This is a genomic window from Bacillus sp. MD-5, from assembly GCF_002201875.1.
GTDB classification, from domain to species: Bacteria; Bacillota; Bacilli; order Bacillales; family Bacillaceae; genus Bacillus; species Bacillus stercoris.
Window position 1 is genome coordinate 977,077 of the sequence record NZ_CP021911.1, and the last position, 23,339, is coordinate 1,000,415.

Sequence of the window (23,339 nt, forward strand, 5' to 3'; positions counted from 1 at the left end):
AAAAGCAATCTGATGTCCAGATTGCTTTTTCTATTGCTTAAGCCGCCTGATCGGCCGCAGCGCTTTTCGCCTTCCTTGTCATAAGGCTGACTGCCGTCATGACCATGATATTCAAAAGCAGGGCGACGATGCCGACATTCAAGTCTTTTGCGGCTTGCGGCAGCGCCGGAAATAAAGTGCCGATCGTCGTTTCCGTCATTGTAATATAAGTAACTGCTCCAACACCTGCAATAATGCCGGCGAAGGCGCCCTGCTTTGTCACCATATTATGCTTGAACAGGCTGAACAAAAGGGCGGGGAATAGCTGTGTGACAAGGCTGTAGCCCATCAAAAGCAGCGTAACGATGGTATTCCCGCCTTTGAAGGTAAAATACACCGAAATCAGCGCGATCACCGGCACTAAAAACTTAGCAAGCGCCGATACTTGCTGTTCCGTCGTGCGGGGCGCGATTACCTTGTACACATTTTTTGCAAACAGCGTGGAGGCGGACATTAAGATCATAGAGCCTGGCACAAGTGCTGTCAGCAGTCCGGCAGCACCGATAATTCCGACAAACCATGGGTCAAATGCTTGCAGGGACAGTCTCAAAAGCGATAAATCCCCGTCTGCGCCTTTCAGATTTGGAACTTGCAGGATAGCCGCGAAGCCAACGAAAAGGACGAAGAGCAGGACCAGCTGGTACAAAGGCATGATGATGGCGTTTTTGCGAAAGACTTTTGGATTTTCAGCTGAATACGAAGCGGAAAACGTGTGAGGCCACATGTAAAATCCAAGCGCTGTCAAGAGTACGGTTGAACTGAACCACGCCGTACTTTGTCCTGTTTCGGGCAGCGTAAGAAAGCCAGGCTTTGCCGTTTCAATCTGCTGAAACATGTCTTGAAATCCGCCGTAGTAATGAATTGGCAAATACACACCTAAAAACAGAACGACAACCAGAATCATGATGTCCTTCACAACCGATATCCAAGCTGACCCGTGAATGCCGGAAACCATAACATAAACCGTAATGGAAATGGCACCGATCCAGATGGCGGCGGTCGGGGTGATTTTGCCGTACGAGGTTTCTGATACAATCAGCCCGAGGCCTTTCAGCTGCAGTACAAGATAGGGAATGAGTGCGGCGATGCCGACCAGTGAAACGAGAATGCCAAGCAGCGGACTGTTGTATTTTTTTGTGAAAAAATCAGACTGCGACATCAGTTTATGCTGTTTCGCGTACGTCCAAACTGCCGGAAGAAGCCAGTAAGACAGGATGTAGGCCAGGCATCCGTAGGCGATGATATAAAAGGCTGGACCGCCCTTTCCGTAGGCCCAGCCGCTGCCGCCGAGAAACGTAAAAGTAGTGTAAATTTCGCCTGCCATCAAAAGGAAGACGAACACAGTTCCGAAGCCGCGTCCTCCGACCGTCCACTGCTCCAGATTCATGTCTTTTCCTTTTTGGGCGCGTATACCGAGAAAAATACTCAAGAGCAGGACGCCAAAAATGATGATGAGAGCTGCGTTCATTCTGCTTCCTCCTTTTTATTTTCCTTGTCGAGGACATACACAATTGCCATCAGTGCAGAGGTCAAAAGAGCCCACATCACAATATAGGCAAGGATAAAAGGCATGCCGAACACATAGGGGGTCACTTTATTTGCAAAAGGGATGCCGAGTAAGATTCCGATAAAGGGCAACGCGGCGAGAACGTGAATCAGTTTCATAAAATCCTCCTTCTCATTAGGGTTGGGGGTGTACAAGCCCGACCGTACTGAAAATGGTGTCGTCAATATGGCAGTACATGTCATATTTCGGGGTGAAAGGCTGTGGTTCGAATTATAAATAAATTTATTTTGTTTGTATAGTGTGAATTGTCTGAAATTTATGATCAGGATCGCCCCGAAGAGGGAACGGACAATATGGTTCAAAAGGCTCAGGTCCTGTCCGGGGCAAATAGATAGTATGTTAATAATTCGCTGACCTGCTCACGGATTCGGGGATTAAAATAGCGGTGCTTTTCTTCATAACCGTCCATGACAAATACATAGAGCGTAAACGCCTCATCGCGTTCCATCTCGCGGATCGCAATTTTCCTCTTCCTCAGTTCTTTTCTGACCTCTATCAAATCCTTTTGTGCTATTTTTAATGATTCGCTGATAAGCTGTTTATAAGGATGCTTCAATTTTAATGTGCTTTTTTCAATTGCGGCGAGATCACGGTTAAAAATCGTAATGGCCATGGGCAAAAAGAGAGCACGTTCAATTAAATCGTATATTTCCTCTTGCAGATTCGGCATGTTGACTCCTTCTTTCTAAAGGGAACATTTGTTCTATTTGTATTCTATATCGGCTGGTGAAATGTTTCAAGACAGAAAAAAACACCAAAACTTTTTAGTTTTCTGCTGATAATGTGTAGAATAAGGATAGACAAACCTGGTAAGGAGTATAAATGTTGGAGCATTTTTTATCCTATTTGACACAAGAACATTTAACTGAATTATTTCAAAGCTATAGGGCTTTCGGTCCGCTCATAGCTGTGCTGCTGCCTTTAATTGAAGCGTTTCTCCCGTTTTTGCCGCTGATCGTGTTTGTGGTGGCGAATACGAACTCGTTTGGCTTATGGGAAGGATTCATCCTGTCCTGGGCGGGATCAACTGCTGGTTCCATTCTCGTATTTTTGATCGTCCGTCAATACGGACAGAGAAAATTGCTTGGATTTATCCGCAGTCATCCGTCTGTCAGAAAGCTGATGTTATGGGTGGAAAGACACGGCTTCGGCCCCATGTTTCTTCTGCTTTGTTTTCCATTTACACCGTCAGCCGCGGTGAATGTTGTTGCCGGTTTGTCAAGGATCGGAACGCGGCCGTTTATTTTGGCGGCAGCCTCAGGGAAGCTTGTCATGATTTTTATGATCAGCTTCATCGGATATGATCTGCACGCGCTGATTACACAGCCGATTCGAACGGTCATCGCCGTATTGGTGATCACTGTCTTATGGTATGTCGGCAAAAAGGTGGAGCGGCATCTGCATGTAAGAGCCAGTCAGCGTGAGCATGATGGAGGGAGACAGTAACATGAAAAAACGGTTTTTGTTTCTTGCCGGTGTAGTGTCCGTCGTTCTCGCCATTCAGGTTAAAAATGCCGTCTTTATTGATTACAAGGTAGAAGGTGTCAGTATGAACCCGACGTTTCAGGAAGGGAACGAATTGTTGGTCAATAAATTTTCACATCGATTTAAAACCATCCATCGTTTTGACATCGTTCTTTTTAAAGGCCCTGATCATAAAGTGCTGATTAAACGGGTGATCGGCTTGCCCGGTGAAACGATCAAATATCAGGATGATCAGCTGTATGTGAACGGAAAGCAGGTTGCTGAGCCATTTTTGAAGCATTTAAAATCCGTTTCTGCCGGAAGCCATGTAACAGGTGATTTTTCTTTGAAAGATGTGACGGGAACCAGCAAGGTGCCGAAAGGAAAATATTTTGTCGTTGGAGATAATCGCATATACAGCTTCGACAGTCGGCATTTTGGTCCGATAAGAGAAAAAAATATTGTCGGTGTGATTTCTGATGCCGAATAAAAAGACGCTAATTGAAGAGGCGTCTTTTTGTATGCCGTTTGGAAAAATGTGTTGAAGAAAAATTTGTAAGGAGCTATAATCAATATTGTTACGAGTGTAACAATATTCGTATACTTTTTGATTGAAGGTCCATTTTTATTGGGTTTTAATCGTTTTTTTATGAAACAAAAGGAGTGGTGAATGATGATGAAATATGAAGCAGTGATTATAGGTGGAGGGCCGGTCGGATTTATGCTGGCTTCTGAGCTTGCGATGGCCGGGGTGAAAACATGTGTGATTGAACGGCTTGAAAAACCTGTTCCACATTCCAAAGCGTTGACATTGCATCCCCGAACGCTGGAGCTCCTTGAGATGAGAGGGATTTTAGAGCGGTTCGTATCCAAGGGAAGCAAGATACCTTCCGGACATTTTTCAATGCTGGATACCCGTCTGGATTTTTCAGGCTTGGATACGAGTTGCCCTTACACGCTTTTGCTCCCGCAGTCCAAAACAGAAAAGCTGCTTGAAGATCATGCACGACGTCTGGGTGCAGAGGTGTTTCGGGGTGCAGAGGCGCTCGCGGTAACGCAAAACGGGGAAGCGGTGCAAACGATTTTTAAGGATCGGGACGGCAGTGTACGGACGATCACAAGTAAGTTTGCCGTTGGTGCCGATGGCGGTGGAAGTACCGTTCGGAAACAGGCTGGAATTGAGTTTCCGGGAACAGACAGTACTGTCACCGCTGCGCTTGGAGATGTGGTGCTCCTTTCTCCGCCGCCGTCAGGAGTACTGTCCCTTTGCACAAAAGAGGGCGGTGCTATGATTGTTCCGTTATCACCAGGCCAATACCGTGTAGTTGTCGTCAGCCCTTATCGCACACAAACGCCGAAAGATGTGCCGGTGACTGAGGAGGAGCTGAAAGCTGACCTTCTGCGAATTTGCGGGACTGACTTCGGTTTAACCGACCCTTCGTGGATGTCGCGGTTCGGAAACGCCGCGCGCCAAGCAAAACGGTATCGGAACGGCAGAATCTTCCTAGCAGGTGATGCCGCACATATTCATTTTCCAGCGGGCGGACAAGGATTGAATGTCGGCCTTCAGGATGCGATGAACCTTGGGTGGAAGCTGGCGGCGGCGATCAAGGGCTCTGCGCCTTCATGGCTTTTGGACAGCTATCATGACGAGCGGCACCCGGCAGCTGAAGGGCTCTTGAGGAACACGGAGGCACAGACAAGGCTGATTGATTTTACTCAAGCAGGCCTCCATTTGCGGGGGATGATGTCGGAGCTGCTGGCCTTCCCTGATGTGAATCGATATGTAGCGGGGCAAATTTCTGCGCTCGATGTCAGATATGAAGCTGATCTCATCATGCCGCCGCATCGTTTGAATGGGGCAAGGCTCCCTGATATGGAGCTGATTCTTTCCGACGCCAGTTCGGAATGGCTGTACAGCCTTCTCCGAAACGGGACATTCGTTTTGCTGTCGTTGATGCAGAAAGCTGATGATCATATCAATGTGAAAGGCTTACGAACGGTAAACGCCTCGCTTGCAGAACCGAATGAAAAGTTGCGGGATGTGCATACCATATTGATTCGTCCTGATGGACATGTAGCCTGGGCGGTAGATGCATCAGCGCCCGATTGTGCCGAGGTGATTCAAAAAGGGATCAGCCGCTGGTTTTCCGTCACCAGCCAAGTATAATTCAATTCGATTGTTTCATCTGTAACAAAACGGTATGATAGAAGAAACAATCGAATGAAAAAGGATGGAAAACCCGATGAACACAGATCATACGAAACGTAATCTTTTTGAATTGTATGCGGAGCTCATTCATCAGCAGGAGAAATGGGAGGGGCTTATTAAAGCTTTTTTATCCGACGAATTGAGGAAGCTGGATGTAGAGCACGGGAGTAAATCTCAATTGACGATGACAGAAATTCATGTTCTGTCCTGTGTCGGGGACAATGAACCAATCAATGTCACGTCGATAGCAGAAAAAATGAATACGACAAAAGCGACTGTATCACGCATCAGCACAAAATTGCTCGGCGCAGGCTTCCTGCACAGAACACAGCTCAGCGATAATAAAAAGGAGGTCTACTTCCGATTGACGCCTGCTGGAAAAAAGCTGCACAATTTGCACAAATATTATCATCAGAAGGCTGAACAGCGTTTTCTGTCATTTTTTGACCGCTATACCGAGGAGGAAATTCTTTTTGCGGAACGGCTGTTTCGTGATCTGGTGACAAAATGGTATCCGACGTCAGAAGAAATTGAAGGAGGCCTTCCCGGCATTTTCAAATAAAAAACACGCACTGCGGTGCGTGTTTTACGTTTTTTCTTTCTTTTTCAGGATGGTGAGGTAAATCAAATTTCCTCCGACTAAAATCGTAAGCGGCAGTCCGGGGGAGCCGGTTGCCACCAAATTATAAATCAGCCAGATTCCTAAGCATATGCCATAATATAAGTGCATTGCCTTCTCTGGATTGTCGCGCAGCAAAAGAGTCACTCCTTCCCCATCTGCTATAAGTGTATCATGGAAGGATTTTGTTTCCAATTATGCATTGCTGCTGATCGAGCTCTCTTTTCCTTTTTTTTCACCATGAAGATGGTGAAGCAGACGATAAAACGGCGGCAGCAGGGCAATGACAAGGATGACGCGGATGACCTGAACCGCAACGACAAAGGTGGAATCAGCATGTAATGTAACTGACGTCGTCGCCATCTCTGCAATCCCGCCGGGCGCAAATGCCAGAACAGAGGTGATGAGCGAGATTCCTGTCAGCTCGGAAACGATCACGGCGCTCAAAAACATAGCTGCGATTAAACCGACGGATGAGATAAACCCGACGATGATAATTCGGGTGACGCCGGCAAACATGCTTTTGTACATTTTAGAGCCGATCGTTGCCCCGAGAAATACTTGTGATACATGGTTCGCTTGTGACGGCCACCATGCCGTCATGTCGTGCCCTATCGCCGCAGCTCCGCCAACATGTACAATTGCTACACCAAGCATGCTGCCAAGCAGCCATGGAGCCGGAAATTTTAAACATTTCGCCGCTTTACAGGCTCCCCAGGCAGCGAGAATCAGAATGACGGTCCATAAAACGGGAGCGAGCCTAAAATCTGTCGTTGCTGAAGAAAGCCCTGCTACAGCACTTGTGGAACTGTCTTGTTTTGTATAGATCATGATAACCAAAAACGGAATGGAAAGGACCACGAGCAGTACCCGCATCATTTGCACGAGGCTGACAATGGCGGTGTTGGCGCCGACCTCCTGTGCGATGCTCGGCATAGCGGAAAGCCCGCCGGGAGCTGTGCCGACAAAGCTAGTCATCATATCCGTTTTGCTGAAACGCCAAAGCACATATCCTGACAGCATGGCCAGCAGGATAGACAATATCAGCATAACGCCGACTGAAAACCAATGGTCTTTGAGAACAGAGAGAACGGATAAATTCAGCTTTTGGCCCAATTCGATGCCGAGGATCATCTGCCCGAGGGCGAGCCATCGTCGGTTAATTCCTTTTTGGTCTGGTGCCATCATCAGCCATGCCGGCCGTATCATGGCGAGGCAGCAGGCGACAATCAGCGTTCCGATCATCCATCCAATTGATATTCCGGTTAATGAAAGAATAAACCCCCCGGCTGCACTGATTGCGATAAACCATAGATCTTTGAGGAGATTTTCGTCTTTCTTCAATGTAAACCCTTCTTCCTTTTCGCGTAACACTCCAATTGTTCACGTAGTGAATGTATTTATAACTATAGTATATTTTTGTTGATAAAGAAATTATGAATTATTTTCTATTAGTGATTCACTTTTCTTATGACATTATGTTCGAGCTTCTCTATTGTGTAAGTCAGGCATAAACCCGCTGCCAGCAGACACACGGCAAGGGCGTAAAATATCACTTCTCCGCCAAACGATGTCAGGATCAGCCCGCCCGCGAGCGGTCCGATTGAGCGGGATATATCCCAATGCAGACCATAGACAGCATAGAACCGGCCAAGCAAATGAGGCGGTGCCAATTTTGAGATGAAGGTCTGGATGTGAGTTAATCCGATGCTTTCGCCAACCGTCATCACCGCTGCCGTCACTAAAAGCATTGTCGGGGATGTTGAGCATGCAAAGCCTGCAGCCGCAAGGGAGTAGCAGATATAAGTAATGAAAAGAATCGTTTTCATTGTAAGCTTTTCAGTCCCTTTGACAAGAGGAACCTGGAAAACAAAGCTGAATAAAGCCTTTGCTGCTGAGTAGATGGTCAGCATGGACAGATAATCAGAAAACATATTTTTGCTGAACAGTCGGTATGTTGTTTCTGTTTGCGCATATAACATGCTGATGGGGAGAGAAAGCAGCAAAAGAAGCAGGACGGGCCTGTATATCGTAAAGCTCGCAGACTTTTCCTGTGTCACAGCTGTGTTTTGCGGCTTTGTCTCAGGAAGTTTCCATGCAGCTGCCAGAAAGTAGATGAACAAGGCTGCGGCATCTAAAGCGAATATCCATTCAGGATTTTGTTTGTACAGGAGCATTCCGAGCAGCGGCCCTGCCGTCAGGCCGGCTGAATAGATCGCGTTGATGACCGCAAATACTTCCGAACGTCTGCTTTCTGGCGTGTTTTCAGCGATTTGGGCGCGGGAAGCGGGAATGTATAACGATCTTCCGATGCCATTCACGACATAAAGAATGGCGAAAACATACGCATGCTCAGCAAATACAAACCCTGTCATTGCAGATGATTGCAGAAGCAATGCGATCAAAATCGCTGTACGCCGACCAAGCTGGTCCGTCACCCGTCCGGCAGCGAGCGTCAGGAAAAGATCAGAAAATGGCTGAAGGCTGATGATCAGCATTGGCATCATGACATTGCCGTTTAATTGTTCATGCAGATACAGCACCATAAAAGGTCCCATCATTGCACCTGTCAGGCTTGTCAGCATTTCGCCGAAAAAGCGGAGCCAAACGGGAGCGGTATATCTTGATTTAATAGATTGAAAGCTGGTCAGCATGTGATCGCCGCCTTTCGGTGTTTGATATAGTAGTAGTGTATAGAAGGGGCGGCGACCCAAAAAGTGAAGAAAAGAAGAGATAAAAGTTCCCCTTTTGTCGGGAGGTGCGGGGATTGAAGCTAATTGAGCACTACGTGGCACTTGTAAAAACAGGACGGGTTGAGTATGGGCAAATGAACGAAATGACGCTCACTGAGATTGCCGCCAGTTTATTTTGTACGGAAAGAAATGCAAAGCTCATTTTACATAAGATGGAGAACAGCAATTGGATTACCCGGGAAAGCGGGGCGGGGCGTGGGCGTAAATCAAAAATCGCGTTTCTTCGGAGGCCTGAGGAACTGCTTCTTCAAACTGCCAAGGAATATACCATGGCTGGAAAGCTTAAAAAGGCACAGGAGCTGCTTCAGCAGTATCAGTCCGCGTTTCCGGAGCTTCAAAATGAATATGGTATGTGGTTTTCTGAGGTATTTGGTTTTGTGACAGAGTCCGGCCGGGACGGGGTAAAGGATGTTCTCCGGATGTTCATCTCCCCTGAATCTGCCAGCAGTTTTGATCCATGCCAAATATTTTTGCGGTCTGAGGGCCATTTCGTCAAACAGATATTTGATACGCTTCTCACGTTTGATCCGGATATGCAGGAGCCGAAGCCTCATTTGGTTCATGGATGGGAAGAGGAGGGAAAAAAACGGTGGAGATTTTTTCTTCGAAAAGGTGTGTCGTTTCATAATGGGCAGCTGCTGACATCGCGGGACGTTGCGTTTACGTTTCAGCGCTTTTTGGAACTGGCTGACAACCCGTATAAATGGCTGCTGCACGGAGTGAAACAAGTCTTAGAAAAGGGCCCTTATTGTGTGGAGATCATACTTGATAAGCCGAATGAGTTTTTGCCGTATGCTCTTTGTGACGAACGGCTGTCCATATTGTCGGCCGAACAGGACGGCGGGATCAATGGAACAGGGCCTTTTCGGGTGAATCAGCATCACGGCTGGATGCTTGTGCTTGAAGCCTATGAGCGCTACTTTAAGGGGCGCCCCTATTTGGATCGCGTGGAGTTTGTGTTTTCTGAACAAGCCGGTGAGATGAACGGATTTACCATTCAAGAAAAACAAACATGTCCTGAGCAGCAAACTGTTTTTGATGAGCGGCATGTCCAGTATTTGTCGCTCAATCTGAAAAAGAAGGGGCCTCTTCAGCACCGAAGCTTTAGAAAAGCGCTCCGGCTGTTGATTTCCTCTGAACGGCTCGTTCGTGAAGCGGGAGGGCACCGAAGAATCCCGGTTACGTCGTTTTGGCATCCGAGTTCTTTTGAGTTAGAGGGCGTTACGCCATCTGAATTGTTGAAGAAAAGCGGATACGAGGGCGAAACAATGGTGCTGTATACCTTTTCGGAAACGGATCATCGTGAGGACGCCGAATGGATTCAAAATATGTGCGCCCAACACGGGATCAAGCTTACACTTCGATTCTGTGATGCTGATGATCTGCGACGGCCGGAAGTCGTGCAGATGGCGGATATCATTCATGACAGTGCGACGTTTTATCAAGATACCGAGTTTGGTTTTCTGCATTTGCTGCTGTCGGAGAACAGTTTCTTGTGCCAGCATCTATCTGAAAAGCTGACACAATTCTGCTCGGGAATGATAGAGCGGATGTTTTCCATGCCTGACCGCTGTTCGAGAATGAATATCCTGCGTGACATTGACCGTCAGCTTACACAGGAGCTGAATGCAATTCCGCTGTATCAAAATGTGCTACAGGTGACATCAAGTAACAATGTAAAAGGCCTGGTGCTTGATGAAGAGGGATGGATTGATTTGTACTCCGTGTGGCTGTTCAAATAAAAAGAGAGGGTTCAATCATTGAACCCTCTCCGTCTTTTAAGACGCCGCCATGCTGCGGCATTGTTCAGCGCAGGCGAAGCAGGCTTTCGCACATGCTTGACAATGATCGTGATCATGCTTTTCGCATTCAGTGCCGCACGCTTCACAAATATCGGCGCAAAGTGCACAAATTTCTTTCAAAAACGGGCTGTTCGTTTGCATGGCTTTGATTGCCAGGGCGCAAATATCCGCGCATTCCCTGTCAAGCCGGATGCAGCCGCTGAGATCGTGGTGCGCGCTTTCTTCCAAACATTTTGTAAAACAATGATTGCAAGCCTCCATACAATCGATGCAAGCCTCAATACAAGCTTCTGAATATTGCTCCATGGTTGATTCCCCCTGTTTGGCAGTGTATGGTTTTATGTTTCCCGGCTATATTTGAAAAAAACGGAGGAATGTGTTTTTAGCTGAGGAGATATGTACATATACCCTAAAACGGGTATATCTAACGTTTGGCCAGATAGTATAGGAACCAGACAGCGTGATTTTGTTCATCACGTGCGGCGCGCGTGAAGACGCCTTTCGCTTTTAAGTTTGACGTTTCCTCGGCTGCACGCAAGTAAAAGTCGACGGTTTCTTGTTCATCTTTAAAAGCGGCGTCCAGTCCTCTCGTGAAATGGTCCGGGCACTCTTCCGTTTGTTTCGGCATGATGTGCTTGCCGGTAATCGATCCGTACAGTGTGGAAAATTCACGAAGATGGCGGATTTCGTCACGTCTGATTTCTTCAATCTGTTTTCTGACTTCATCGCGGTGGGCTAGTTCGGCAAGCCTGCGGTAGCATTGAATTGCACTGAATTCTCCGTTGATGGCCTTCTGCAAATTCCGAATCAAAACAGGATCTTCCCGGTACGGCACCGGATAGGGATAGTAACTGTAATGCAAGAGGATTCAACTCCATTCCTAGGAATTGGGCTTCTGTAAAAGTATATGTTGGGCAAGGAGAGATGTGCGGGGATAATCAGCTTTTTATATGTGAAAAGGCCGTTTTTACCAATAGATCAGATTGGTCATTTTCGTCAACATTCGATAAAATATATAAAGATAAAAAGAGAGGGGTCTTCTAATTTGGGAGCAGAGTTTTTAGTAGGCAGGTCCGGGAGTGGAAAAACGAAGCTGATCATCAACAGCATTCAGGATGAATTACGCCGGGCTCCATTCGGGAAGCCAATCATTTTTCTAGTCCCGGATCAAATGACGTTTTTAATGGAATATGAGCTTGCTAAAACGCCAGATATGGGCGGGATGATACGCGCTCAAGTGTTCAGCTTTTCACGATTGGCCTGGCGCGTCCTTCAGCATACGGGAGGAATGAGCAGGCCGTTTCTGACAAGCACCGGCGTACAAATGCTCCTGCGGAAGCTCATTGAGGAGCATAAACAGGAGTTCAAAGTCTATCAAAAAGCGAGTGACAAAAACGGGTTTACCGCACAGGTTGAGCGGATGCTGACAGAGTTTAAGCGGTATTGTCTGGAACCGGAGGATATCCGCCGGATGGCGGAAAGCGGAACGGCTTCCGAATATCGCGGAGAACGTGTGTTATCTGAAAAGCTCCATGACTTATCGATTCTGTATCAGCAAATGGAAAAAAGCCTCGCAGATCAATATCTTCACTCTGAGGATTATTTGACATTGCTGGCAGAGCATATCCCGCTTGCGGAAGATGTAAAAGGCGCGCATATCTATGTGGATGGCTTTTATCAGTTTACACCGCAGGAATTCAGGGTGCTGGAGCAGCTTATGGTTCATGCAGAGCACATCACGTTTTCGTTCACAGCGGACAAGCCGTCATATGAGCGGGAGCCGCATGAACTGGAATTGTTCAGAATGACGGGGAAAACCTATTACCGCCTGCATCAGAAGGCGAAGGAACTGAATTTAGACATTACGTATAAAGAGCTGAGTGGGACTGAGCGGCATACACAGACACCTGAATTGGCCCATCTAGAGGCGCAGTATGAAGTGCGTCCGGCCGTTCCTTACGCAGAAAAACAAGAAGCACTGACTGTAATGCAGGCCGCGAACAGACGAGCTGAGCTGGAAGGTATTGCCCGGGAAATTCACGCCCTCGTCAGAGAGAAAGGATATCGCTATAAGGATGTAGCAATTCTTGCGCGCCAGCCGGAAGACTACAAGGATATGGTGAAGGAAGTTTTCGCAGATTACGAGATTCCTTATTTCATTGACGGAAAAGCATCTATGCTGAACCATCCGTTAATCGAATTTATCCGGTCAAGCCTTGATGTTCTGAAAGGGAATTGGCGTTATGAAGCGGTGTTTCGCTGTGTGAAAACCGAACTGCTATTCCCGCTCAATGAACCGAGGGCCAAAGTGAGAGAACAGGTCGATCAGCTCGAAAATTACTGTATCGCTTATGGGATCAAAGGCGACCGCTGGACAAAGGGCGACCGTTTCCAATATAGGCGCTTTGTATCATTGGATGATGATTTCGCGCAGACCGATCAGGAAATCGAAATGGAAAACATGTTGAATGACACCCGCGATTGGATTGTTCCGCCGCTTTTTCAGCTTCAAAAACGAATGAAAAAAGCAAAGACGGTACATGAGAAGGCGGAGGCGCTCTATCGCTATTTAGAAGAGACGGAGGTGCCGCTGAAGCTGGATCAGGAAAGGCAGCGTGCTGAGGAAGACGGCAGAATCATTGAAGCGCAGCAGCATCAGCAGGCGTGGGACGCAGTCATTCAGCTGCTTGAGGAGTTTGTTGAAATGATGGGAGATGATGAGATTTCTCTTGATTTGTTTCAGCAAATGATAGAAGCCGGCGCGGAGTCGCTTACATTTTCGCTTATTCCGCCTGCGCTTGACCAGGTGTTTGTCGGCAATATGGATTTGTCCAGAATGTATGGCACATCCTGTACCTTTGTGCTCGGGGCAAACGACGGCGTTCTGCCGGCACGCCCTGATGAAAACGGGGTTCTGTCGGATGATGACCGGGAATGGCTGAAAACGATCGGGGTTGAGCTTTCCTCAGGCGGACGGGAGCGTTTGCTTGATGAGCATTTCCTCATCTACATGGCATTTTCAAGTCCGTCTGACCGGCTTTATGTATCGTATCCGATTGCAGATGCGGAAGGAAAAACGCTTTTGCCGTCGATTGTCGTTAAACGGCTGGAAGAACTGTTTCCGCATCATAAGGAGCGCCTGTTGACAAATGAACCTGAGCAGGTCAGCGATGAGGAACAGCTGAAGTATGTTGTCAATCAAAGCGTGGCACAGTCCTTTACTGCGAGTCAGCTCAGATTATGGACCCGGGAATATGACATCAGCGACGTCTGGTGGAGCACGTACAATGTGCTGATGAGTGAGCCGGACAGGCTGCAATCGAAAAAGCTGTTCTCAAGCCTGTTTTTCCGGAATGAAGTGAAGCAGCTTGAACGCAGTGTGTCAAGACAGCTCTATGGTGAACGCATTCAGGGCAGCGTATCGAGAATGGAAACCTTTAACGCATGTCCGTTTTCCCATTTTGCGTCACACGGGCTGCATCTGAAGGAACGGCAATTTTTCAAGCTTGAAGCGCCGGATATTGGCCAGCTGTTTCATTCCAGCTTAAAGCTGATTTCAGACAGGCTGCGTGAGCAAAAGCTGGATTGGAGAGATTTAACGAAAGAGCAGTGCGAGCTGTTTTCTTATGATGCGGTAGAGCGGTTGGCACCGAAACTGCAAAAGGAAATTTTGCTCAGCTCAAACCGGCATTATTATGTAAAGGAAAAACTGCAAAAAATTGTGACGCGTGTGTCCGGTATTTTAAGCGAGCATGCGAAAGCGAGCGGATTCGTACCGATCGGGCTGGAACTGGGCTTTGGAGGAAAAGGGCCGCTTCCGCCGCTGACCTTTCAACTGAAAAACGGCTGTACGATGGAGCTCGTCGGGCGTATTGACCGTGTGGATAAAGCTGAAAGCTCAAAAGGCCTGCTCCTCAGAATTGTCGATTATAAATCAAGCGATAAAGGGCTTGACTTAGCGGAAGTATATTACGGATTGGCGCTGCAAATGCTGACGTACCTTGATTTATCGATTACACATTCAGCCGACTGGCTCGGAATGAGGGCAACGCCTGCAGGAGTGCTGTATTTCCATATTCATGATCCGATGATTCAATCTAATCTCCCGCTCGGGCTTGACGAGATTGAACAGGAGATTTTTAAGAAATTTAAAATGAAGGGCCTGCTCCTCGGCGATCAGGAAGTGGTTCGCCTCATGGATACAACCCTTCAAGAGGGACGGTCAAATATCATCAACGCCGGCTTGAAAAAAGACGGCTCTCTCAGATCAGACTCGGCAGCAGTCGGGGAAAAGGAATTTGACCTTTTGACAAAGCATGTGCGCCGTACCTTCCAAGAAGCAGGCGAACAAATTACCGACGGCCGCGTATCCATTGAGCCGTACAAAATGAAGAACAAGACACCGTGCACATACTGTGCGTTCAAATCAGTGTGCCAATTTGATGAATCACTAGAGGAAAACGAGTATCGCCCATTAAAAGCTGAAAAAGACAAGACGATACTTGAGTGGATAAAAAAGGAGGCGGATGGCAATGAACATTCCTAAACCGGCAGATAGCACATGGACAGATGACCAATGGAATGCCATTGTTTCAACCGGCCAGGATATTCTCGTGGCAGCGGCTGCGGGCTCTGGTAAAACCGCTGTGCTCGTTGAACGAATGATTCGGAAAATCACCGCAGAGGAAAACCCAATTGATGTAGACCGCCTTCTTGTTGTGACATTTACAAACGCCTCAGCGGCAGAGATGAAACACCGAATTGCGGATGCCTTGGAAAAAGAGCTTGTACAAAGCCCCGGCTCGCTGCATATCAGACGGCAGCTTTCTCTTTTGAACCGGGCCAGCATTTCGACGCTTCATTCCTTTTGCCTGCAAGTGCTGAAAAAATATTACTACTTGATCGATCTTGATCCGGGTTTTCGGATAGCTGATCAGACGGAAGGCGAGCTGCTTGGGGATGAAGTGCTTGACGAGCTGTTTGAAGACGAATACGCAAAGGGCGAAAAGGCGTTTTTTGAGCTTGTTGACCGCTACACGACAGACCGGCACGATCTGGATCTCCAATTTCTCGTTAAACAAGTGTACGAGTATTCCCGATCCCATCCCAACCCGGAGGCGTGGCTGGAAAGCTTTGTTCATTTGTATGATGTACCAGAAAAGAGCGCCATCGAGGAGCTACCGTTCTATCAATATGTCAAAGAGGATATTGCAATGGTGCTTAACGGGGCGAAGGAAAAGCTCTTGCGCGCGCTTGAGCTGACGAAAGCGCCGGGCGGCCCGGCGCCGCGTGCTGACAATTTTCTTGATGATCTAGCGCAGATTGATGAACTGATTCAGCACCAGGACGATTTTAGTGAACTATATCGTCGTGTGCCAGCCGTCGCTTTTAAGCGTGCCAAAGCAGTAAAAGGGGATGAGTTCGATCCGGCGCTCCTTGAAGAGGCGACAGATTTGAGGAACGGCGCAAAAAAACTGCTCGAAAAGCTCAAAACCGACTACTTTACGAGAAGTCCTGAACAGCACTTGAAAAGCCTAACCGAGATGAAGCCTGTCATTGAAACGCTCGTACAGCTTGTTATCAGCTATGGAAAACGGTTCGAAGCCGCGAAGCAGGAAAAATCAATCATCGATTTTTCTGATTTGGAGCATTACTGTTTAGCGATTTTGACAGCTCAGAATGACAAAGGTGAATATGAGCCGAGCGAGGCTGCAAGGTTTTATCAGGAGCAGTTTCATGAGGTGCTCGTTGACGAATATCAGGATACCAACCTCGTACAGGAATCGATTCTGCAGCTCGTCACAAGCGGGCCGGAGGAGACTGGCAACCTGTTTATGGTAGGCGATGTCAAACAGTCAATTTATCGATTCAGGCTTGCGGAGCCGCTTCTTTTCCTCTCTAAATACAAACGGTTTACAGAGAGCGGGGAAGGCACGGGACGGAAAATCGACTTGAATAAAAATTTCCGAAGCCGTTCAGATATATTAGACAGCACAAACTTTTTATTTAAACAGCTGATGGGCGGCAAAATCGGTGAGGTCGATTATGACGAGCAGGCTGAGCTGAAGCTTGGTGCAGCGTATCCGGACAATGACGAGACGGAAACGGAGCTGCTGCTGATCGACAACGCAGAAGATACGGATGCAAACGAGGAAGCAGAAGAGCTTGAAACCGTGCAGTTTGAGGCCAAAGCCATCGCTAAGGAAATTCGCAAGCTGATTTCATCGCCATTTAAGGTGTATGACGGAAAAACGAAAACACATCGCAATATTCAATACCGAGATATTGTGATTTTGCTCCGCTCCATGCCGTGGGCTCCGCAAATCATGGAAGAGCTGAGAGCACAGGGCATACCGGTTTACGCCAATTTAACGTCAGGCTATTTCGAAGCGGTCGAAGTCGCCGTCGCGCTTTCAGTGCTGAAGGTGATCGATAACCCGTATCAGGATATACCGCTTGCCTCTGTTCTGCGCTCACCGATTGTCGGAGCAGATGAAAACGAGCTGTCTTTGATCCGGCTTGAAAATAAAAAAGCGCCGTACTATGAAGCGATGAAAGACTACCTGGCTGCTGGTGACCGGAACGATGAGCTTTATCAAAAGCTGCATACGTTTTACGGACATCTGCAAAAATGGCGCGTCTTTTCGAAAAACCACTCAGTATCTGAGCTGATTTGGGAAGTGTACCGCGACACGAAATATATGGACTATGTCGGCGGGATGCCGGGCGGAAAACAGCGCCAGGCCAATTTGCGTGTTCTTTATGACAGGGCGCGCCAATATGAATCAACGGCATTTCGCGGCTTGTTTCGTTTCCTGCGGTTTATCGAACGCATGCAGGAGCGGGGCGATGATCTTGGTACGGCGAGAGCGCTCAGCGAGCAGGAGGATGTTGTCCGCTTAATGACGATCCACAGCAGCAAAGGGCTCGAATTTCCAGTCGTGTTTGCAGCGGGTCTCGGCCGGAATTTTAACATGATGGATTTAAATAAATCGTACCTGCTGGACAAGGAGCTCGGATTCGGCACGAAGTATATTCATCCGCAATTGCGCATCAGCTACCCGACACTGCCTCTCATTGCGATGAAGAAAAAAATGCGCAGGGAGCTGCTGTCAGAGGAATTGCGTGTTCTCTATGTTGCATTAACGAGAGCGAAGGAAAAGCTGTTTCTGATTGGCTCGTGCAAGAATCATCAGAAACAGCTCGCAAAATGGCAGGCATCCGCGTCCCAAACTGATTGGCTCCTTCCGGAATTTGACCGCTATCAGGCGAAAACATATTTAGATTTCATCGGATCGGCTCTTGCCAGACATAGAGACTTGGAGGCTTTGGCTGGAAACGGTACACCAGTACACGCTGATATCTCAGGCCATCCAGCTCGTTTTGCCGTTCAAATGATTCATTCCTATGATTTGCTTGATGATGATGTGGAAGAAAGAATGGAAGAAAAAAGTGAACGTCTGGAAGCGATCCGCCGAGGGGAACCAGTTCCCGGCTCGTTTGCATTTGATGAAAAAGCCCGCGAGCAGCTGAACTGGACCTACCCGCATCAAGAGGTGACACAAATTCGGACAAAGCAGTCGGTTTCTGAGATCAAGAGAAAAAGAGAGTACGAGGATGAATACAGCGGCAGGGCCCTTGTAAAACCGGCTGACGGAAGCATTCTGTACAGACGTCCCGCTTTTATGATGAAAAAAGGCCTGACAGCGGCAGAGAAAGGTACTGCCATGCATACGGTGATGCAGCATATCCCGTTGTCACATGTGCCGTCGATAGAAGAAGCTGAGCAGACGGTTCAAAGGCTTTATGAAAAAGAGCTGCTTACTGAAGAACAAAAAGACGCTATTGATATAGAAGAAATCGTGCAATTTTTCCATACAGAAATCGGGGGACAGCTGATCGGTGCGAAATGGAAGGACCGGGAAATACCTTTCAGCTTGGCGCTCCCGGCTAAGGAGATCTATCCTGATGCACACGAGGCGGATGAGCCGCTTTTAGTGCAGGGGATCATTGACTGTCTCTATGAAACTGAGGACGGATTATATTTATTGGATTATAAGTCGGACCGGATTGAGGGCAAATTCCAACACGGATTTGAAGGAGCGGCCCCGATCTTGAAGAAACGATATGATACCCAAATTCAGCTGTACACGAAAGCAGTTGAGCAAATTGCAAAAACAAAGGTAAAGGGATGTGCGCTTTATTTCTTTGACGGAGGGCACATTCTCACATTATAGCGAGATCCATAAGCTCCGGGATTTCAGGCGGAGCGGGTCTCGTTTTCTATATAAAAGAGAGGTGAAAGCATTTGCGGATTTTACATACAGCTGATTGGCATCTTGGAAAAACGCTTGAAGGAAGAAGCAGGCTGAGTGAGCAGGCCGATGTGCTGGATGAACTGAATACGATTGTAAAGGATGAGCAAATTGATGCCATTGTAATGGCGGGAGATGCGTTTGACACCGTGAACCCGCCGGCTTTAGCTGAGCAGTTGTTTTATGAAAGCCTGTCTGCGCTCAGTGACAGAGGAAAGCGCCCGATCGTTGTCATTGCCGGAAACCATGATAATCCTGATCGTTTGTCCGCCGCTTCACCGCTGACACATGAAAACGGCATTTATTTAATCGGTTATCCGACAACAGAGCCGATTCATATTGAAGTGCCCTCAGCAGGGGAGCTTTTGGCGGTTGGAGCGCTGGCGTATCCATCAGAAGCGCGGTTGAATGAAGTGCTATCCGATACGTTTGATGAAAAGCTGCTCCGTGATCATTATGACGTGAAGATCAGGCAGGCGTTTGAACATATGACAAACCGTTTCCGGAACGATGCAGTGAAGATTGCCGCCAGCCATATTTATGTGGCGGGCGGAAACCAAACCGATTCAGAGCGGCCGATTGAAGTCGGGGGTGCATACACGGTGGCTGCTGAAAGCCTGCCTGCGGGTGCTGCTTACGTCGCGCTCGGCCATTTGCATCGCCCGCAAACGATCAAGCGGGCGCGGACGCTTGCGCGTTATTCAGGATCTCCGCTCGCCTACAGCTTTTCTGAAGCAGGCTACGCTAAATCAGTGACGATTGTGGACGCAAAGCCGGAGGAAGACGCCACTTGGCGTGAGGTATTATTATCAAGCGGCAAGCCCCTTGTGAAGTGGAAAGCGGCAAATGGATTAAGTGAGGTGTACAGCTGGCTGGATGAAGGCAGGGATCAGAATGCTTGGATTGACCTGGAAATCCGTGTCACGGACCAGCTGTCACTTGAAGAGATTCACAGGCTGCGGAAGGCGCACCCGGGTTTTATCCATATCAGGCCGGTTTTTGAAGAACAGAATAAAGACCGGGAACGGATCGAGGTTAAACATGTCTCAATCGAGGACCGCTTTAAGAAATTTTATGAAAAACAAACTGGCGGCGCGGTGCCGGATGAAGAAATGGTGAAGCTGTTTTTAGAGCTTGCATCAGGCGTTGAAGAGGAGGATGCGAAATGAAGCCAATCGCCTTAAGCATTAAGGGGCTCCACAGCTTTAGAGAGGAGCAGACGATAGATTTTGAAGGTCTTTCCGGTGCTGGTGTTTTCGGCATTTTCGGCCCGACAGGAAGCGGTAAATCCTCGATTCTCGACGCAATGACGCTTGCTTTATACGGAAAGGTGGAACGGGCGGCAAATAATACCCACGGAATCTTAAATCACGCCGAAGATACGCTGTCTGTTTCCTTTACCTTTGCGCTTCAGTCGAATCATCAAATCTCATACAAAGTTGAGCGTGTGTTTAAGAGAACGGATGAAATGAAGGTGAAAACGGCACTTTGCCGCTTCATCGAAATCAAGGATGAGCACACGGTGCTGGCTGATAAAGCCAGCGAAGTGAATAAAAGAGTGGAGGAGCTCTTGGGGCTGACGATCGACGATTTTACGAGAGCGGTGGTGCTGCCGCAAGGGAAATTTGCTGAGTTTCTGTCTTTAAAAGGGGCAGAGCGCAGGCATATGCTTCAGCGTTTATTTCATTTGGAGCAATACGGAGACAGGCTTGTGAAAAAACTGAGGCGGCAGGCACAGGAAGCCAACGCGAGAAAAAATGAAATGCTCGCTGAGCAGTCTGGTCTCGGTGAGGCGAGTTCAGAGGCAGTTGAGCAAGCGGAAAAGGCTCTCGAACAAGCCGAAACCAGGCTGGAAGCGATGAGGAAGAGCCGTGATCAGGCGAAAGAGCGATTTACGGAGCATCAGGAGATTTGGAATGTCCAAAAGGAACAATCCGCTTATGAAGAAGAGAAAAAACGTCTCGCGGAAGAACAGCCGCATGTAGACATTATGCAAAAACGCCTGCTGGAAGCAGAAACAGCCGCCGCTCTTAAGCCCTATGCGGACCGATACGCAGAAGCGATCCAGCATGAAGCGAAAGCTGAAAAGGAACAAACGCTAGCCCGCAAGGATTTAGAAGACCGGAATGCTTTCTTTCAGCAAAAACATGAAGAGTATGAAGCGTGGCGCCAGCATAAAAGCGAGAAAGAGCCTGAGCTTTTAACTAAGCAGGAACAGCTTTCCCGTTTGCAGGAAATCGAAATGAAACTGAGTGAGGCCAAGCAAGAGGAAGAGCGCAAAAAGGCTGAACTCCGGCAGAAAGAAGAGGCTCTTCAATCTGTCATGAATGAATTAGAGACCGTAACAGACCGCCTGACACGAGGGCAAAACAGACAGACGGAATTGAAGCTGCAGCTCAAATCCCTGCAGGTGACATCCGATGAGCGAAGAAGCTGCCAGCAGGCCGCAGAAATGGCATTGCACATCAGGCAAACTGAAGAGCAAATCAAAAAAGAGAAAAATCGATGTGACGAATTGAACCACGTGCTGCAAAAGATGAATGAAGAGAAGAATACACTTGTTCAAAGGACGGAAGCGGAAGAAAACAACATCATTCAGGCATATGAGGCTGTGCAAACCGTGTACCATTTGGTGTGCGAGGCGGAACACTCATTAACACGTATGACTGAAGAGGCTAGAAAGAATCAACATACGCTTCACCTACAGCGTGAAAAAGCAAGGATGGCACTCCTGACAAAAGAGTTAGCGCAAAAACTGACCGCTGGAAAGCCTTGCCCGGTCTGCGGTTCAACCGATCACGATCCATCCTCGTCAGTACATGAAACGTATGAAGCCGACAGCCATCTTGAAGAGGACATCAAACGGACAGATGTGTTATTGACGGAAGCAGCAGCTCTCAGCCAAGAGATTCTTTCAGCCAAAATTACGCTTGAAGAACAGTCCGCGCGCTTTATGGAACAGTGTCCGTTTTTGCAGACCAGTCAAGCGCAGAACCTTGAAGCGGCGGCTTCCTTCGAGAATCAGCCGGTGTATGAAGCATTTGAAACTGCCAAATTTGAATGGAAACGAATCAAGCAGGACATTCTTTCTGTTAAAACACGGATGGCACAAATGATTGGCGCCTATCAGGAGTCTTTAAAAAAGGCCGAGCAGGTTAATGAAAAAATCGGTTTTGAAAAAAGAGAGGCTGACCGTATTGAAAGCATCATCACCGAGCTTCAAACCTCATTGGACAGCCGTCTGAACATGTTCAAAGAAGCATTTCAGGATCAATCTGTGGACGAAGCAGAAAAATGGCAGCAAGCCATTGAAGAAAAGGACCGGGCTGCAGAAGAATGTGAAAAACGAATTGAGAAGAGTATCGCGTTTCTTGCTGAGCATGAAGCACAAAAGGAAAAACTGCGGGAATCGGGGCATCGGCTTGAACGGGAAAAACTGGAGCTTCATTATGCCGCTGAACGCATCAAGAGCGTGATAGCTGATTATGAGAACGAACTTGGAGATTATGCAAAAGGAAATTCTATTCAAGTCAAACTCCGCTCTGTCCAGCAGGATCTAAAGCTGTTAAAGGAAAAAGAACAATCTTTATATGAAGAACTGCAGAGCGCCCAAATGAACCTCAATCAGGCGAAAAGCCGCGCTTCGGCAAGCGAGCTCACTCTTCAAGAGGCGAAGGGGAGATTGGAAAAAGCAAAATCTGCTTGGCTTGAGCATGCCAAAAACACCTGCTTTACCCGGACTGAGGAGGTTGAACAAAGTCTCATCCCAGCCGATGAACTTGAAAAGATGAAAACCGGCATAGACCAGTTTATGGATAAACTGAAGCAAAATGCTGCAAACTTAAAACGAGTAGCAGAGATACTTGATGGCAGAGCGATATCAGAGAGCGAATGGAGCGAAACCGTTGCAGCATTACAAAAAGCTGAGGACGCATTTGGCGCTGCTATAGAGGAAAAAGGCGCGGCTGCGAAAGCACTGGCCGTCATTCGCGACCATCATAAACGATTTAAAGAAATTGAAGTGGAACTGAAAAAGTGGCAGACGCATATCGACAGGCTGGACAAGCTGCAAGCTGTGTTTAAAGGCAATACCTTCGTCGAATTTTTAGCTGAGGAGCAGCTTGAAAGCGTTGCGAGGGACGCCTCAGCAAGACTCGGCATGCTGACGAGACAGCGCTATGCCATCGAAGTAGATTCTGAGGGCGGCTTTGTGATGCGGGATAATGCGAACGGAGGCGTAAGACGCCCGGTATCCAGTTTGTCTGGAGGAGAAACCTTCCTCACTTCGCTATCACTTGCTCTTGCGCTGTCTGCCCAGATCCAGCTTCGCGGAGAATACCCGCTCCAGTTCTTTTTCTTAGATGAAGGATTCGGCACACTGGATCAAGATCTGCTTGATACGGTTGTAACGGCCTTGGAAAAACTTCAGTCAGACAATCTGGCTGTCGGTGTCATCAGCCATGTGCAGGAACTGCGTGCACGGCTTCCGAAAAAACTGATCGTCCATCCGGCTGAACCGAGCGGCCGCGGTACACGGGTATCACTTGAGTTGATGTAAAGGGGGAGCT

The 23,339-nt window shown here is 47.9% G+C and carries 17 protein-coding genes; 9 read left to right on the plus strand and 8 right to left on the minus strand.

Translation table 11 applies throughout. From position 1 onward, the window contains the following. Window positions 1-37 precede the first annotated feature (37 nt). The 3 genes from CDO84_RS04780 to CDO84_RS04790 form a co-directional block, all read right to left on the minus strand. On the minus strand, window positions 38-1,507 hold the full coding sequence (locus tag CDO84_RS04780) for a sodium:solute symporter family protein (RefSeq protein WP_040083521.1): 1,470 nt from the start codon (window positions 1,505-1,507) through the stop codon (window positions 38-40). Beyond that, window positions 1,504-1,704: a DUF3311 domain-containing protein gene (locus CDO84_RS04785; protein ID WP_003224377.1), complete on the minus strand. Its 201-nt coding sequence runs from the start codon at window positions 1,702-1,704 to the stop codon at window positions 1,504-1,506. The genes CDO84_RS04780 and CDO84_RS04785 overlap by 4 nt, the downstream gene beginning before the upstream one ends. Window positions 1,705-1,913: 209 nt before the next feature. After that, window positions 1,914-2,276 (minus strand): YhjD family protein, encoded by a 363-nt coding sequence (locus tag CDO84_RS04790; RefSeq protein WP_040083520.1) that lies wholly within the window; start codon window positions 2,274-2,276, stop codon window positions 1,914-1,916. A 152-nt stretch (window positions 2,277-2,428) separates the two neighbouring features. On the opposite strand from CDO84_RS04790, the gene CDO84_RS04795 reads away from it, so the two are divergent. The 4 genes from CDO84_RS04795 (at window position 2,429) to CDO84_RS04810 (ending at window position 5,844) form a co-directional block, all read left to right on the plus strand. Then, complete coding sequence (locus CDO84_RS04795) at window positions 2,429-3,052, plus strand: TVP38/TMEM64 family protein (protein WP_014663448.1); 624 nt, start codon at window positions 2,429-2,431, stop codon at window positions 3,050-3,052. Between the two features lies 1 nt (window position 3,053). Then, entirely contained in the window at window positions 3,054-3,560 is a 507-nt protein-coding gene (gene lepB, locus CDO84_RS04800) for a signal peptidase I (RefSeq protein WP_014663449.1), read from the plus strand. A gap of 180 nt (window positions 3,561-3,740) precedes the next feature. Next, on the plus strand, window positions 3,741-5,240 hold the full coding sequence (locus CDO84_RS04805) for a monooxygenase (protein WP_082033027.1): 1,500 nt from the start codon (window positions 3,741-3,743) through the stop codon (window positions 5,238-5,240). Between the two features lie 76 nt (window positions 5,241-5,316). Next, window positions 5,317-5,844, plus strand: a complete 528-nt coding sequence (locus CDO84_RS04810; protein ID WP_014663451.1) for a MarR family transcriptional regulator — start codon at window positions 5,317-5,319, stop codon at window positions 5,842-5,844. Between the two features lie 24 nt (window positions 5,845-5,868). Here CDO84_RS04810 and CDO84_RS21330 read toward each other — a convergent pair whose 3' ends face one another. The 3 genes from CDO84_RS21330 to CDO84_RS04820 all read right to left on the minus strand — a co-directional run bounded on the left by CDO84_RS21330 (window position 5,869) and on the right by CDO84_RS04820 (window position 8,555). Continuing rightward, on the minus strand, window positions 5,869-6,096 hold the full coding sequence (locus CDO84_RS21330) for a hypothetical protein (protein WP_071582263.1): 228 nt from the start codon (window positions 6,094-6,096) through the stop codon (window positions 5,869-5,871). Further along, window positions 6,097-7,245, minus strand: a complete 1,149-nt coding sequence (locus CDO84_RS04815) for an AbrB family transcriptional regulator (RefSeq protein ID WP_040083519.1) — start codon at window positions 7,243-7,245, stop codon at window positions 6,097-6,099. A 107-nt stretch (window positions 7,246-7,352) separates the two neighbouring features. Then, a complete protein-coding gene (locus tag CDO84_RS04820; RefSeq protein WP_040083518.1) occupies window positions 7,353-8,555 on the minus strand; it encodes an MDR family MFS transporter in 1,203 nt (400 codons plus the stop codon). A gap of 113 nt (window positions 8,556-8,668) precedes the next feature. Here CDO84_RS04820 and CDO84_RS04825 point away from each other — a divergent pair, with 113 nt between their 5' ends. Further along, window positions 8,669-10,396 (plus strand): SgrR family transcriptional regulator, encoded by a 1,728-nt coding sequence (locus tag CDO84_RS04825; RefSeq protein ID WP_040083517.1) that lies wholly within the window; start codon window positions 8,669-8,671, stop codon window positions 10,394-10,396. Between the two features lie 36 nt (window positions 10,397-10,432). On the opposite strand, the gene CDO84_RS04830 is transcribed toward CDO84_RS04825, so the two are convergent. Beyond that, window positions 10,433-10,762, minus strand: a complete 330-nt coding sequence (locus CDO84_RS04830; RefSeq protein WP_052438172.1) for a four-helix bundle copper-binding protein — start codon at window positions 10,760-10,762, stop codon at window positions 10,433-10,435. Window positions 10,763-10,880: 118 nt separating this feature from the next. Further along, complete coding sequence (locus CDO84_RS04835; protein ID WP_040083516.1) at window positions 10,881-11,318, minus strand: ferritin family protein; 438 nt, start codon at window positions 11,316-11,318, stop codon at window positions 10,881-10,883. 183 nt (window positions 11,319-11,501) lie between these two features. On the opposite strand from CDO84_RS04835, the gene addB reads away from it, so the two are divergent. The 4 genes from addB to sbcC all read left to right on the plus strand — a co-directional run bounded on the left by addB (window position 11,502) and on the right by sbcC (window position 23,329). After that, window positions 11,502-15,002, plus strand: a complete 3,501-nt coding sequence (addB, locus tag CDO84_RS04840) for a helicase-exonuclease AddAB subunit AddB (RefSeq protein WP_040083515.1) — start codon at window positions 11,502-11,504, stop codon at window positions 15,000-15,002. Then, entirely contained in the window at window positions 14,989-18,693 is a 3,705-nt protein-coding gene (gene addA, locus CDO84_RS04845; protein WP_040083514.1) for a helicase-exonuclease AddAB subunit AddA, read from the plus strand. Before addB ends, addA begins: the two co-directional genes overlap by 14 nt. A 71-nt stretch (window positions 18,694-18,764) precedes the next feature. Further along, on the plus strand, window positions 18,765-19,940 hold the full coding sequence (gene sbcD, locus CDO84_RS04850) for an exonuclease subunit SbcD (RefSeq protein ID WP_040083512.1): 1,176 nt from the start codon (window positions 18,765-18,767) through the stop codon (window positions 19,938-19,940). Further along, window positions 19,937-23,329 carry an exonuclease subunit SbcC gene (gene sbcC / locus CDO84_RS04855; protein ID WP_040083511.1) on the plus strand — a complete coding sequence of 1,131 codons (3,393 nt, stop codon included), beginning with the start codon at window positions 19,937-19,939 and terminating at the stop codon, window positions 23,327-23,329. Before sbcD ends, sbcC begins: the two co-directional genes overlap by 4 nt. The last annotated feature ends 10 nt before the right edge of the window (window positions 23,330-23,339 follow it).

Excerpts from the sequence above, each read along its gene's own strand:
- CDO84_RS04780 (WP_040083521.1), bottom strand. The coding sequence starts at position 1,507 with ATGAACGCAGCTCTCATCATCATTTTTGGCGTCCTGCTCTTGAGTATT.
- CDO84_RS04785 (WP_003224377.1), bottom strand. The coding sequence starts at position 1,704 with ATGAAACTGATTCACGTTCTCGCCGCGTTGCCCTTTATCGGAATCTTA.
- CDO84_RS04790 (WP_040083520.1), bottom strand. The coding sequence starts at position 2,276 with ATGCCGAATCTGCAAGAGGAAATATACGATTTAATTGAACGTGCTCTC.
- CDO84_RS04795 (WP_014663448.1), top strand. The coding sequence starts at position 2,429 with ATGTTGGAGCATTTTTTATCCTATTTGACACAAGAACATTTAACTGAA.
- lepB (WP_014663449.1), top strand. The coding sequence starts at position 3,054 with ATGAAAAAACGGTTTTTGTTTCTTGCCGGTGTAGTGTCCGTCGTTCTC.
- CDO84_RS04805 (WP_082033027.1), top strand. The coding sequence starts at position 3,741 with ATGATGATGAAATATGAAGCAGTGATTATAGGTGGAGGGCCGGTCGGA.
- CDO84_RS04810 (WP_014663451.1), top strand. The coding sequence starts at position 5,317 with ATGAACACAGATCATACGAAACGTAATCTTTTTGAATTGTATGCGGAG.
- CDO84_RS04820 (WP_040083518.1), bottom strand. The coding sequence starts at position 8,555 with ATGCTGACCAGCTTTCAATCTATTAAATCAAGATATACCGCTCCCGTT.
- CDO84_RS04830 (WP_052438172.1), bottom strand. The coding sequence starts at position 10,762 with ATGGAGCAATATTCAGAAGCTTGTATTGAGGCTTGCATCGATTGTATG.
- addA (WP_040083514.1), top strand. The coding sequence starts at position 14,989 with ATGAACATTCCTAAACCGGCAGATAGCACATGGACAGATGACCAATGG.
- sbcC (WP_040083511.1), top strand. The coding sequence starts at position 19,937 with ATGAAGCCAATCGCCTTAAGCATTAAGGGGCTCCACAGCTTTAGAGAG.